Consider the following 12,950-nt stretch of genomic DNA (forward strand, 5'->3'; position numbering starts at 1 on the left):
GGCGGGCGGGCCCTATACTGCGGATCATCACCAGCCGCTGAAGCGGAGGGCAGGCACTGTCCGTGGACAAAAACAACAAACAAGAGACCAGGCCGCGATTCCCGACGGTCGAGGCCCTGACGCAGTGGATGATCGACGGCGCGCGGCCAAGCGCCGATGCGCGCGAGATCATTACCGGCATATGTGACGGGCTTGTCGGACTCGGCGTCCAAATCGACCGGTTTGTCCTCTTCATCTATACGCTGCACCCCAATCTCCTCGGCACCCGGTTTCGCTGGATCAAAGGCCAGGGCGTCGACATCAGCCATGCGCAGCTCGGTACATTCAACCAGGAGATCTACACGTCCAACCCCCTGCCCCGCGTCGTCGAAAAGCAGGTCACGATACGCCGGCATCTGGAACGGCCGGACTGTCCGGAAGACTACATTATTGTCGGTGAATTGCGGGAACAGGGCTTTACCGACTATCTGGCCCAGCCGCTGATCTTCACCACCGGCGAGACCAATGTGTGCACCTGGTCATCGGCGCAGAAGGGCGGTTTCAGCGAAGACGATCTGGAGATTTTACGACGTGTGAATCCACCGCTCGCCCGACTGACCGAGACCTATATGCTGCGACTCAATTCGGCTGTGCTTTTGTCGACCTATGTCGGCCGCAACAGCGGAACGCTCATCCGGGACGGAAAGGTTCATCGCGGCGACGGGGAGGAAATCACCGCTGTTATCCTGTTTGTCGATCTGAAGAACTTCACCCAGCTCTCGAACGAAAGGACCGGACCGGAGCTGGTCGCACTCCTCAACGACACATTCGATCAACTGGTGCCGCCGGTTACGGCCAGAGGCGGGGAAATCCTGAAATTCATGGGTGACGGGTTCTTTGCGATCTTCCCCTATGAGGACGAGGAAGGCCTTGCCGCCATGACGGGAGCGGCAATGGATGCGGTTTCGGAAGGGATGGAAACCCTGGCCGAAAACCCGACCGGGGATGCCGTGTCGTTTCGCACGGCGCTCCATTGCGGCACCTTTCACTATGGCAATATCGGCGGCGGCGACCGGCTCGATTTCACAGCCATCGGACCGCCGGTCAACTATACGGCAAGGCTGCTTTCGGCGGCGGCAGACCTTGGCTGCGACAATGTCGTCTCGGACGCGCTTGCACGCTATGCACCGGAGCGCTGCGACGTCGCCGGCTCCTCAGAGCTCAAAGGGTTCGAAGGCGAGCAGACGATCTGGCGTTTCCGCTAGGCGCGAAAACAAGTCCGGTCATTCCAGCATCAGCACTTCCGTAGAGGCGCTGCGGCCGCGCAGGATCAAAGGCCCGTGCCGGTGCAGCCGGGCCAGAGCCGTTGCCGTTTCCGCGGGGCTTTCGGCTTCAGCCGCCTCGACCAGCGCGGTGCTGACAACACAGCGACAGCCGATCTCCCGATTGGCCTGCTCCAGACGGCTTGCCACGTTGACCGTATCGCCGAGAACGGCAAATTCCATGCGCCGGCTGGTTCCGATGTCGCCCAGGATGATGGTCCCGTAGTGCACGCCGACCGCCAGTTCCAGATCTCCGGCGTCGGTTCCCTGTTTGGATTCCTTCCACAGCCGGAAGACATCGGCCATTTCAACCGCCGCGGTCAGCGCGTTGACGGCATCGCGGTCGGTCGGTTCGGGCGTTCCGAAGGTCGCCATCAGGCCGTCGCCGATGAACTTGTCCAGCGTGCCGTCATGTCGAAAGACCGTATCGGCCAGCAATTCGTGAATCTGCCTCAGTACGCTGATGGTTTCCTGCGCCGGGCGGTCCTCTGCCCAGTTGGTAAAGGAGATCAGATCGGCAAAGAGAACTGCTGCCTGATGTTCACGCGGCTGCGACAGGGGGTTCGTGCGGGTCGCCAGGAGATCAACCGTTTTGCGGGGGAAATAACGTGCGAGGTTTGTCCGCTCGCTCGCGAGCGCGGCCTGCCGCAGGGCAATCGCTCGAGAGCGGGAAACCGCCAACGCCAAAAGGCCTGCGGTCAAGAGCAGGACAATTACCTCCTGGAGCCTGACGCCAAGGTCAATAAAATGCGGATCGGCCATGGTTTGCAGCAGCACCTCGCGATCCTCGCCCACCGGCGGCGCAGTGATCGCTCCAGGCAGACTGGCGAGTATGGCCACACCGATTGACCAGCTCAAAGCAGCCGAAACCCCACCCCAAAGGACCACACCTGGCCGATAGAGGTATGCAAGCACTGCCAACAGCACGAAGAAATAGATGAAATTTCCGAAACGCAGACTGTATTGCGGCGGCAGGTCGAAGGGGATCAGCGGATTCGGATAAAGGAGCACAAACGACAAAAGTGCAAAATCGGCAAAGACAAATGCGTAACGATGCCATTCCCGGCGCCATGGCGCTCTCTCCGCGCGATAGGCGCCAATGCCAAGAAGGACAAACAGAACCATCACGGGGTAATACATCAGCGGCCCCGGCCAGGGAGCCAGTATCGTCGATAGTATGGCAATAACCGCAAGAGCCAGCATCCGGCCCCATAGAGCCACCTTCTGCGCCGCCAGCTCTTCCGTCCTGAATGTCGGATTGCTGTCGCCGTGATCTGTTTGCGTCGTTGTCTGCGCCATATACGGCCACCCATCTCCGGACATTCGGCAAGCCTAAAGAAATGTACGATGCGTTCCCATTTCAAGGTTCTCGCACCGATTCAAGGCAAATACAGTGTCATGGCCCCCTCTCCGCGCTGCGATCGTCATGACGTCCGGCATGTCTTCATAATATCGTCATTGCGCACCCGGCGGCGCTTAAAACTATTACATGCCAGCACCTTGCATGATATGCTGGACTCTTGAAGTTTTTCTTTGGGCGATCAATGAACGACGTGACCGCGCAGGCGATGTACTCGATGAGGCCGATGGGGGCCGACGATATTTCTGTGATGGCCGAATGGTTCGCGGATTTTGAGGATATTGCCCTTTTTGACCGGAGCCTGCCGGTTCCTGTCGGGCCGCAGGCAGTTCTTGAAAGCTGGAAACCGGCCCTTGAGCTCACGGACCCGCCGACATGTCTTTGGTATGTCGCGCAATGTGCGCAGGGCAAGCCGACGGGGATCGGCGGCCTTCAGAAGATCAACTATATTCACGGCGACGCCGTGCTGCCGATATTTGTCGCGCGGCATGCGCGCGAAAACGGCCTGGCTACGGCGATGACGATCGAATTGCTCGATCTTGCTTTTCAGCACTTGCGGCTTCACCGGGTCACAACGCTTTATCGCGATGACCATGAAACCACAGCCCTGCTCACCCGGAATCTGGGATTTCAGGAGGAGGGCCGGGTACGCGAGGGCTGGTATGCGAACGGGCGGCATTACGACGTGGTTCAGGTCGGCATATTGAACAGCGAATGGAGTGCCAAACGCGTGGGCGCGCGTGCGGAGTTCAATCAGAAAAACAAGGTCAGGATCAAACTGGAGGCAATACCGACGTGACGAAGGGCAGGGCATGAGCGACGTGCAGCAAACGCGGTTCAAGAGCCGGCTTTCGGCCATCTTGTTTGCGGATATGGTCGGCTACAGCCGGATGATGGCTGAGGATGAAATGGCCACGACCATGGCTGTGAAGTCCTGTGTCGAAATGTTTTCGGCACTCGCAGGCGATTTCTCCGGCAAGGTTATCGGGACCAATGGCGACGGTGTTTTTCTCGTCTTCGACAGCGCCGTCGATGCGGTCTCTTTCGCCGTCGAAATCCAGAACCGCATCCGCGAGCAGAACCAGGGCGTCAGCGAGAACAAGCAAACACTCTTCCGCATCGGCATCAATCTCGGCGAAATCATCATCGACGAACTCGATCTGCACGGCGACAGCATCAATATCGCCTCGCGTATCGAATCCTTCGCACAGCCGGGACGCATCTGCATCTCCGGCACCGTCCATGATCAGGTCAGCAAAAAGCTCTCCTTCGGCTACGAATATCTGGGGGCTCAGGAATTCAAGAATATCAGCGAGCTGGTGGATGTGTTCCAGGTTCATGAAGACCCTGCTGCCGCCACGCTGACCACCGGCATGCGGCGCCCTGCCCGCAGTTCCGAATATGTGCGCCCGGAAGCCAACAAGGAGCAGTCCATCGTCGTGCTGCCCTTCGGTTTTCAGGGCAACGATCCGTCGGAAAGCTGGTTTGCGGACGGGCTGGCCGACGATGTCACCACCAACCTGTCCCGGTTCCACGATTTCTTCGTGATCGCCCGCGGCTCGGCCCATGTCTACAACGACCGCAGCATCGCAGCGCGGGATGTCGCACGCGAGCTCGGCGTGCGTTACGTGGTGGACGGCTCGGTGCGTAAATCCGGGCCGCGCATACGCGTGGCGCTGCAATTGATGGACGCCAAGCGCGACCGGACGATCTGGGGCGAACAGTATAATCGCGAGATTGAGGACATTTTCGATCTGCAGGATGAAATCACGCAGGTCATCGTCTCCGCCACAGCGGTGCAGATTGAGGCCTCGGAGCTCGACCGGGTGCGGCAACAGCCGCCGACAAACCTTGCCGCCTACGGGTTCGTCCTGCAGGGCCAAAGTCATATTTTCCGCTATACGCAGGAAGAGGTTGCCCGCGCCCGCGAGCTTTATGACAAGGCTCTGGAAATCGACGCTGCCTATGCCCGTGCGCTGGCTGCAAAGTCGCGGACGCTGAATATTGACTGGCGCTATGGCTGGACGGATGAGCCGGACAGGGCGCTGGACGATGCCCTGCATCTGGCCCGCCAGGCGGTTGATTTCGACAATGCCGATGCACGCGGCTTCGGTGAGCTTGGTTTTGCGCATCTCTACCGCAAGGAGCATGACGCGGCGCTCAACGCCTATGAGCGGGCGCTGCGGCTTAATCCCAACGATGCGGACCTGATGTCGGATATGGCCGACGCGCTGGCACATAGCGGCCGGTCGGAGGAAGCGGTGGCCATGCTGCACAAGGCCATGCGTCTCAATCCCTTCTACCCGGACCAGTACATCTGGCATCTGGGCGGGGCCTATTTCAATCTGGAGCGCTATGACGATGCGATCCGCACGATCCAGACCATGCAGAACCCGACCGAGGGCCGCCGGCTGCTCGCGGCAAGCTACGGCATGCTCGGACGCACTGCGGAGGCGGAGGCGGAGGCGCGAAAGGTGCTACAGGCCCATCCGAATTTCAGCGTCGATGCCTGGGCGGCCGTGCAGCCGGACAAGTTCGAAGAGGACGTCGCCCGCTTTGTCGACGGGCTGAAAAAAGCCGGCCTTTAGGAAAAGACCGGCTCGTTATCGCGAAAAATTTCCGTTTGATCAGTCGCCGGCGTCGCCACGAGCACCGCTGATGCGCGCGCCGGAAACCCTGGCGCCGGACACGCGCGCGCCTGATACACGGGCACCGGAAACGCGCGCGCCTGAGACCCTCGCTCCGGATACGCGGGCACCGGAAACGGCCGCACCGCCTTCGCCGATCGTGCTCAGCAGCAGGTCGGCAAAGCTTCCCGAATCAATATCGAGACGCATTGTGTCGTCGCCACGGTCATAGGACCAGGCCCTCAGATCGTCGTAGAAATTCTTGTCGTCATTGTCGGGGCCCGGGACCTTTATCTCGCTCGGATGTTTGCCCTCGCCATGGACCAGGAAGAGGACCGGCACGCCGACTTCGAAATAGGCGCCTTCGTAGCTGAAACCGTAGATTCTGGCGAAACGGGCAAGTTTCTTGCCCGACCCGGCGATAGCATCAGCCATCTCTTCCCGCATCAACTGTTGCTGAATGCCTGACGAAGACCCCTTGGCTGTAGCCTTGGATGGGCTGTGCGCCTTGTTTCCGCGCGGCGCGACAATGTTGATGTCCTCAACCTCACGGCCGAACAGAACTATGTTGGACGCGCTGAGCAATGTTTCAGGCATTTGACCTCCCCTGTCGCCAATTTTGCTGGACTATTACCGGCTTTCTACTGGGCCTAGTCACGTATCTTTACAGTATTGTTAAACCAGCAAAGGAATTCAGTCTATAGGCATCATGGTGCGCACCGAGTTGGCGTGACTGTCCTTTTGCAAGGGCTGGAGCTGCGGTCCGACCCGGACATGGCCAATGTCGCGCATGTCAAAATTGCCCTTGATCAGCGCTCGGTAGCGGCCGCCGGTGTGGTCTTCATCCACAGACTGGAAGGCCCTGGCCACATCAACAAAATTCAGATCGTTCCGGTCGAGGCGCTGCCAGGTGTCGGCCAGATAGGTGCCGAGAATATCGCGCGCATCAATGAGAGCCATCTTGAAGCTGTCCGGATCGCGGGCGAAGGCTTCGTCAAACAGCGCCTGCATGACCGGTGCGTAATCCGGTGTCGCCAGCAGCTGGTCTGACATGTCCTCCATCTGCGCATCGATGGCGCCATAGTCGAGCAGGCATTCGTGAAACAGGTCGACAAAAATGTCGAAAAAAGCACCGGTCAGCGGCTGGGACAGCTTGTGTTCCTTGATCCAGCCGCGCTCGAACTCCGACAGGCGCACGTCGTTCGCCGCAATACGGATCTGCGAGTTGTCCGACAGCTCGGCCATACGGGTGATGGTGTTGAGCCGGTAGAGATTGCCGCTGGTGTTGTTGAGCAACCGATCGACAAGGCTGTTGAAATGCAGTGACGACACGAGGGCAACGAGATCGGCGGCGCTTTCGTGGAAACCGTAATATTCGCCGGTTGCGCCGTTCGGGTCCGGAACGCCGATCTCCGAATAGATAAAGGCGTGGCCGACCTCGTGGGCGATCACGTCGAAATTCAGGCTGAAGGGCTTGTAGCGCCCGTGCTTGCGGTCACCGCCCATCTCCAGGAAACCATATCCCGAATAGGCGTTTTCCAGCGTCGGCAGGATCGTCAGTTCAAGGCGCTCATAATGGCGGGCGCTGTGCCAGGGAATGGGCCTGTCGAAATAGCCTTCCCAGATATCCATGACAAATCGCACGGTGCCAAAAAGATGTGCGGCCTCGAATTGCGGGGTCCCCGGCTCAAGATAGTCAAAATGACCATCTTCGTCGGGCTCAGCCAACGGATGCACTTCGCCTTTCCAGGGCGGCATGAGAACATCCGACGCCTCGCCCGGGTTCGGATTGATACCGTAGGGCGAAGGCTTTCCGACCGGGAAGATGGTGTACATGCGCTCATCGGCCGGTCCCGGCTCAAGCGAACCGGCGGGCGAGGAAACATAAACCGTTTCCGGCTCTTCAAAATCATCCAGGAAACGCGGCTGAGGAAACAGCCTGAATCGCGTGCCTTCCATGTCCGATCACCTCACCCCTCGACCGAAGCGCGTCATTCTTCTGTGCCCGTCGATCTGTATAGACTGTCTTCGGGAACAAGGCGATAGGCGCCGGATGGGGACGCCGTGACGCGCTTTTGGGCTCGCCGCCAATCCGCAACACCGCGGCGCCACATCTCCGTTTGTTCGAAATGAAACGACGGATGCTCGCCCGGCCAGTTCTCCTGCCGGGATATGTGGTCGAGCAGCATCAGCGCATCGAGGTTCTTGCGATCGACATAGTTGTCGCGCAGCCAGTCGGCGACGGCTGTCAGCTCGGCGTCACCGTTTCCACGCAGCGCCGCCAATAGGGCAGTCCACGTCCTTTCCTTGAAATGGATGCATTTTGCCAATGATGCGGCCTGATCGCTCACCTGTGCCGACACGACGCCTTCAGAAACAGCCTTTTCCAAAGTTGCCCGGATATTGACCATGGCAAGGCTGAGCGGCGCAAAGCCGGTTTCGGCCGGTCCGTGCTGAAGGGCGACCTCATCATCGTCTTCCAAAGCGCCATCGCGGTAGGCGTCGTAAACCGCGCCGATGCCGACCATGCCGAAGACATCAAGTTCGGCAGCCCGGAGCGCGCCCATGCTGGATGCACCGAATACCGGCACGCCCTGGTCGATCGCCCACAGCACTTCCTTGTGCCAGACTGACGGGACGCCATCAAAAACACCATCGATCAGGCCGATTGCATCCGCGCCGTCCTCCACAGCCAGATAGAGATCGCCTTGTTTTGCAGGCGGCCGAAAATCAAACCCCGGATACTCATAGGATAGCGTGCCCGCCAGGGAGGGTCCGGCAAATAACACAATCATGTGACCACCTCCCCGTTTGTCAGACCCTGAAAAGCGCGGCTGCCGGGCAGATAGGTTGAATCATCATGCGGCGCCTCAAGGCCCGGAACAATGATGCGAACAACGGGGATCTGCGTGTCGTCGCGGCTCAGATCCACCGCCGCGACCTCTTCGATACCGGCCTTGCGAAGCGCGCCAAGCAAGGTGGCGAGATCGTCAGAGAGCGTCGGGTTCACAACACTGGGCAATGCGGAAAAGGGCCGCTTGAATGCGCTCGCTTCGAGCAATTCGATGACGGCTTCGTTCTTTTCGGCGCGGCCCGACAGGTCATATTCAGACATCATCAGATCGTCGCGCGATCCGCTGATATAGTTGAGGCGGGTCTGTGCGGCTTCCGTCAGGGCCCGGCGCAGCGCGATCCGCCTGTCGAGATGGGTGCCGGAACCAAGACCGACATGCCCGCCATGATGTCCGGGCTCCATCACGGCGCACAAGACGGTGGCGACACCGATATCTGTTGTCACATCCCAAAGGCCGCATTGGAGACCAGCGGAGGCGAACCGTTGCATGATAAGCTGCGCCGGTGCATCGTCGATGCTCTGCTGTTCAAGACCGCGCAGCGCCTTCTCTCCTATCGATGCATGATGCCAGACGGCAAGACCATCGCGCTCGACCACCTCGCAAATACCGTGACAGACGGCTTCCAGCGGATGATTGCCGGATGACAGACCATTTGTGCTTGCCGGAAAACAGCCATGACCCGGCTGGACGGGATGGGTGTAATCGGCATGGACCATCTCGAATGGAACCAGCAGATTCTCTCCGCTTATCAGGTCCTGCGCATCGGCCCACAGCATGCGCAGGGACTCGGAGAACCGGCCATCGACAACCCCCGGAAGCCGATCGACGTCAATGACCCTATGATTGCCGGAAAGTTCGCGCAGGCTGGCAAAACGCATCGGCCGGTCGAAATGCTCGGCATGCCAGATTTCAACCGCCTCCATAAGTGCCGACGCCTTGGCCTGCGCGGCCTGCAGGCCCTTGCCCTGGGATACGGCAACGGAGCGGGCATTCGGGCGGGTTGCCAGGAAGACCGGCACACCAAGCCGGTCAAGACCGGTGACATTTGCAAGACGCGTGATGCCGAAGCGTTCCTTGAGCGGCAATATGCGGGCCAATGTCTCTTCAGCATTGCAGACCCGGTGCCACCCCTCGCTCAACCGTTTGGCGCCACTGTCCTGCGTATGCAAATCCATCAATCATGTCCAATGCGCGTAACCCATAGAATAGACCTGGTTTTACTTCGCTTTGCGCGATTGATCCATCGATTTGCCAGTTTTGCCGGTCAGCCGACTTTTTGGCGGAACAGGCGGCGCGTTGAAATCACAGCTTGTTTCCGCCGCCATTGCTGTTGCACAGTGACCGTTGGATACAGCACACACGCGACGACTGGAGCTGGCAATGGTGGAATTTTTCGATCGGCTGTTTGATGCGGCTCCGTTGCTGGCTTTGTTTATCACCGTATCGCTCGGATACATGGTCGGCAAACTGACCATCGGTCAGTTCGTGCTTGGCGGCGTTGCCGGCTCATTGCTGGTCGGCGTCCTTATCGGACAGTTTGGCATAGAGCTCGATACGGGAATGAAATCGGTTTTTTTTGCACTGTTCATCTATGCGGTTGGCTATCAGGGCGGGCCGCAATTCTTTCGTTCGCTCAACAGGCGCTCGCTGAACCAGCTCGTATCCGCATTTGTCATGTGCCTGGTCGGCCTGATCTGCGTGCTGATCAGCGCCTGGGCGTTCAACCTCGATCGCGGCACGGCGGCGGGTCTGGCGGCGGGCGGCCTCACCCAATCCGCCATTATCGGCACCGCCGGAGACGCCATCGCCAAGCTGGCGGGCGTGACAGCGGACCAGATCAAGGTAATGCAGACCAATGTCGCCGTCGGCTATGCCGTCTGCTACATCTTCGGCAATCTCGGACCGATCATCATTGTCACATGGTTCCTGCCGATGGTGATGAAATGGGACATCCGCCAGGAGGCCGTCAAGCTTGCCAAAGAGATGTCCGGTGGAACGCCGCAACTCGAGCCCGGCCAGTTCAACGCTATCCGAAAGGTAACGACACGCCTTTACAACGTGACCGAGGGCAGCAATGCGGCCGGAAAATCCGCGATTGCAATCGATAGGGATCTCTCGGACGCGGCAGTAGAGGCCGTTCTTCGCAACGGCCAAAACCTTGCCGTCAGTGACGACACCGTCGTTCAGCCAGGCGACAGGGTCGCCGTTACGGGTGTTGTCGACGTTCTGGTGGATAAAGCCCCCTATTTCGGGCCTGAAGCTGCTGCCCCCGATCATTTCCAACTGGTCGAAGAGCACCGCGAAATTATCGTCACCCGCCCCCGGTTCATCGGCAAAACCATCGGCGCGATGCGCGAGGAACTGGGCGTCGAGACACGTCACGGTGTCTATCTGGTTGCCGCCAAGCGCATGGGCCGGGATCTGCCCAATCTTGACGGGCTTGAGCTGCACAAGGGCGACGAGCTGCTCTTTATCGGTGCGCCGAGAGATCTCGACCGTGTCGAAGGGCTGCTCGGCTACAAGATTACTGCGGCCGCAGTCACCGATTTTGTCTTCTTTGGCCTCGGCATGGCGATCGGCATTCTGCTTGGTCTGATCCAATTCAAGATCGCCGGCATTCCGGTGACAATCGGAACAGGCGGCGGATGCCTTCTCTCAGGGCTCCTTTTCGGCTGGTTGCGCAGCACCCATCCGCAATTCGCCGCGCTGCCGACAGGGGCATCAAACTTCCTGCGTGATTTCGGACTGGCTGTCTTTGTCGCCATTGTCGGCATTTCCGCCGGACCGCAGGCGGTCACGACCATGCAGCAATATGGCGTCACGCTGTTCTTCCTCGGTGTGGGCGTTACCATCATTCCGCAAATTGTGGTCTTTTTCTTCTCCTACTACGTGCTGCGCATCCAGAACCCGATCGAGGCGCTGGCATGTGTCGTCGGCGGACGCAGCGCCAATCCCGGCTTTGCGGCACTGCTTGCGAAAGCCGGCAATGCAACGCCGGTCGTCTCTTTCACGGTCACCTATGCGGTCGCCAATGTCTTTTTGACGATCTGGGGACCGCTGATTGTCGGCATCATCACCAAAAACGCCTCGCCCTAAAGGGAGCATCTTATGCAGGACGAAGATTTCAGCGCCTTTGCCGAACTCAGCCCCTTCGAGCTCAAGGACAAGCTGATTGCCGTTGCAAAAACGGAATCCCAGCGGGTCATGCTCAATGCCGGACGCGGCAACCCGAATTTTCTGGCGACCCAGCCGCGCCACGCCTTTCTGCGTCTCGGCGAGTTTGCCCTGCAGGAGGCCGAACGGTCCTACTCCTATCTCAATAGCGGCTTTGGCGGGCTGCCCGAGAAAGAAGGCATGGTGGAGCGCTTCGAATCCTATGCTTCCCGTTTCAGCGGCGACCAGGGCATCAGCTTCCTGCGCGCCGGTATTTCTTTTGTCCGCGACCAGCTTGAGATGGAGCGGGAAGATTTTCTCTTTGAGATGGTCAGCGCGTTCCTTGGCTGCAACTACCCCGTTCCACCCCGCATGCTGACGCATTCGGAGGAAATCGTTCACGCCTATATCGCCAAGGAGATGTTCGGGCCGAAGCCGGCAAGCGGCCCGTTCTCGCTCTTTGCGACCGAGGGCGGCACGGCCGCCATGACCTATATCTTCCAGACACTGAAGAATAACGGATTGATTGCCGCTGGCGACAAGATTGCACTCGGTACGCCGATTTTCTCGCCTTACCTGGAAATACCGCCACTGCCGGATTACGCACTCGAAATCATCGATGTGCGCATGGACGAAAACAATGAGTGGCAGTTTCCCGACGACGAGATCGCCCGGCTTGAAGACCCGGATGTCAAGGTCTTCTGCCTCGTCAATCCGAGCAATCCGCCATCCTACAAACTCTCCGATGCCAGTCTTGAGAAGCTGGCGGACCTCATCAACACAAAACGCAAAGACCTGATCGTCGTCACCGACGATGTCTACGGCACCTTCGCCGACGATTTCGTATCGCTCTTTGCCATGTGCCCGTACAACACGCTGTGCGTTTATTCCTTCTCCAAATATTTCGGCGCGACCGGCTGGCGGCTCGGTGTCATCGGCCTGCATGAGGACAACGCCATCGATGCCGCCCTCGCCGGTCTCGACAAAAAGGAAAAGGACCTTTTGGACGAGCGGTATTCCTCGCTGACGACCGATGTTGCCGGTCTGCGCTTTATCGACCGTCTGGTTGCCGACAGCCGCGCCGTGGCGCTCAATCACACCGCAGGCCTTTCGACGCCGCAGCAATTGCAGATGACGCTTTTTGCGCTGCACGGGCTGATGGATCTGCACGAGACCTACAAGTCGGCCGCCAAACATCTCATCCGACACCGCTACCGGACCCTTTGTCAGAATATCGGCCTCGACCCGAAAACCGGGTCGAACGATGTGAATTACTATTATCTGATCGACCTGCAGCAGTTGGGAGAAGAACTCTACGGCGCCGAATTCGCCAAATGGTTCGCGCAAGACCAGCGAGGCACGGATTTCCTCTTCCGGCTGGCGCGAGAGACCGGTGTCGTCCTGTTGCCCGGCAAGGGCTTCGAGGTGATTGACGCCTCAGCCCGTGTCTCTCTCGCCAATCTGACCGAAGCCGAATATGCCGAAATCGGCACGTTCACCCGCCGTGTACTCGACGAACTGCACACGGATTTCGAGAAGGAGAAGGGCTAGGGCAGGTCCGGTGTGCGGGTGGCTTTCGGGATCGATGGAACGAACCCGGCTGTGCGGACGAAGCGGACATCCGCCCGTCGCGCGCAGATGCTTGGTACGATTA

The 12,950-nt window shown here is 59.2% G+C and carries 10 protein-coding genes; 5 read left to right on the top strand and 5 right to left on the bottom strand.

Annotated elements, in window-relative coordinates; translation table 11 throughout:
- The first annotated feature begins 62 nt into the window (after positions 1 to 62).
- A complete protein-coding gene (locus tag OQ273_RS18865) occupies positions 63 to 1,244 on the top strand; it encodes an adenylate/guanylate cyclase domain-containing protein (protein ID WP_267992367.1) in 1,182 nt (393 codons plus the stop codon).
- Between the two features lie 18 nt (positions 1,245 to 1,262).
- On the opposite strand, the gene OQ273_RS18870 is transcribed toward OQ273_RS18865, so the two are convergent.
- Complete coding sequence (locus OQ273_RS18870; protein ID WP_267992369.1) at positions 1,263 to 2,600, bottom strand: adenylate/guanylate cyclase domain-containing protein; 1,338 nt, start codon at positions 2,598 to 2,600, stop codon at positions 1,263 to 1,265.
- A 245-nt stretch (positions 2,601 to 2,845) separates the two neighbouring features.
- Here OQ273_RS18870 and OQ273_RS18875 point away from each other — a divergent pair, with 245 nt between their 5' ends.
- Positions 2,846 to 3,460: a GNAT family N-acetyltransferase gene (locus OQ273_RS18875; protein WP_267992371.1), complete on the top strand. Its 615-nt coding sequence runs from the start codon at positions 2,846 to 2,848 to the stop codon at positions 3,458 to 3,460.
- A gap of 13 nt (positions 3,461 to 3,473) precedes the next feature.
- Positions 3,474 to 5,249 carry a tetratricopeptide repeat protein gene (locus OQ273_RS18880; RefSeq protein ID WP_267992373.1) on the top strand — a complete coding sequence of 592 codons (1,776 nt, stop codon included), beginning with the start codon at positions 3,474 to 3,476 and terminating at the stop codon, positions 5,247 to 5,249.
- 39 nt (positions 5,250 to 5,288) lie between these two features.
- Here OQ273_RS18880 and OQ273_RS18885 read toward each other — a convergent pair whose 3' ends face one another.
- The 4 genes from OQ273_RS18885 to OQ273_RS18900 all read right to left on the bottom strand — a co-directional run bounded on the left by OQ273_RS18885 (position 5,289) and on the right by OQ273_RS18900 (position 9,318).
- On the bottom strand, positions 5,289 to 5,885 hold the full coding sequence (locus tag OQ273_RS18885; protein WP_267992375.1) for a pentapeptide repeat-containing protein: 597 nt from the start codon (positions 5,883 to 5,885) through the stop codon (positions 5,289 to 5,291).
- A gap of 96 nt (positions 5,886 to 5,981) precedes the next feature.
- Positions 5,982 to 7,247 (bottom strand): gluzincin family metallopeptidase, encoded by a 1,266-nt coding sequence (locus OQ273_RS18890; protein ID WP_267992377.1) that lies wholly within the window; start codon positions 7,245 to 7,247, stop codon positions 5,982 to 5,984.
- Between the two features lie 32 nt (positions 7,248 to 7,279).
- On the bottom strand, positions 7,280 to 8,083 hold the full coding sequence (locus OQ273_RS18895; protein WP_267992379.1) for a TfuA-like protein: 804 nt from the start codon (positions 8,081 to 8,083) through the stop codon (positions 7,280 to 7,282).
- On the bottom strand, positions 8,080 to 9,318 hold the full coding sequence (locus tag OQ273_RS18900) for a YcaO-like family protein (RefSeq protein ID WP_267992381.1): 1,239 nt from the start codon (positions 9,316 to 9,318) through the stop codon (positions 8,080 to 8,082). Before OQ273_RS18900 ends, OQ273_RS18895 begins: the two co-directional genes overlap by 4 nt.
- Before the next feature lie 205 nt (positions 9,319 to 9,523).
- Here OQ273_RS18900 and aspT point away from each other — a divergent pair, with 205 nt between their 5' ends.
- Together aspT and OQ273_RS18910 are read left to right on the top strand one after the other, a co-directional pair.
- A complete protein-coding gene (gene aspT, locus OQ273_RS18905; protein ID WP_267992383.1) occupies positions 9,524 to 11,239 on the top strand; it encodes an aspartate-alanine antiporter in 1,716 nt (571 codons plus the stop codon).
- Between the two features lie 12 nt (positions 11,240 to 11,251).
- Positions 11,252 to 12,847: a bifunctional aspartate transaminase/aspartate 4-decarboxylase gene (locus OQ273_RS18910; RefSeq protein WP_267992385.1), complete on the top strand. Its 1,596-nt coding sequence runs from the start codon at positions 11,252 to 11,254 to the stop codon at positions 12,845 to 12,847.
- Positions 12,848 to 12,950: the final 103 nt, after the last annotated feature.

Source organism: Hoeflea prorocentri (assembly GCF_027944115.1).
In the GTDB taxonomy this organism is placed as follows: Bacteria; Pseudomonadota; Alphaproteobacteria; order Rhizobiales; family Rhizobiaceae; genus Hoeflea_A; species Hoeflea_A prorocentri.

Bases quoted from the DNA above. Each gene is read 5' to 3' on its own strand.
- OQ273_RS18870 (WP_267992369.1), bottom strand. From the start codon at position 2,600: ATGGCGCAGACAACGACGCAAACAGATCACGGCGACAGCAATCCGACA.
- OQ273_RS18875 (WP_267992371.1), top strand. From the start codon at position 2,846: ATGAACGACGTGACCGCGCAGGCGATGTACTCGATGAGGCCGATGGGG.
- OQ273_RS18880 (WP_267992373.1), top strand. From the start codon at position 3,474: ATGAGCGACGTGCAGCAAACGCGGTTCAAGAGCCGGCTTTCGGCCATC.
- OQ273_RS18885 (WP_267992375.1), bottom strand. From the start codon at position 5,885: ATGCCTGAAACATTGCTCAGCGCGTCCAACATAGTTCTGTTCGGCCGT.
- OQ273_RS18890 (WP_267992377.1), bottom strand. From the start codon at position 7,247: ATGGAAGGCACGCGATTCAGGCTGTTTCCTCAGCCGCGTTTCCTGGAT.
- OQ273_RS18895 (WP_267992379.1), bottom strand. From the start codon at position 8,083: ATGATTGTGTTATTTGCCGGACCCTCCCTGGCGGGCACGCTATCCTAT.
- OQ273_RS18900 (WP_267992381.1), bottom strand. From the start codon at position 9,318: ATGGATTTGCATACGCAGGACAGTGGCGCCAAACGGTTGAGCGAGGGG.
- aspT (WP_267992383.1), top strand. From the start codon at position 9,524: ATGGTGGAATTTTTCGATCGGCTGTTTGATGCGGCTCCGTTGCTGGCT.
- OQ273_RS18910 (WP_267992385.1), top strand. From the start codon at position 11,252: ATGCAGGACGAAGATTTCAGCGCCTTTGCCGAACTCAGCCCCTTCGAG.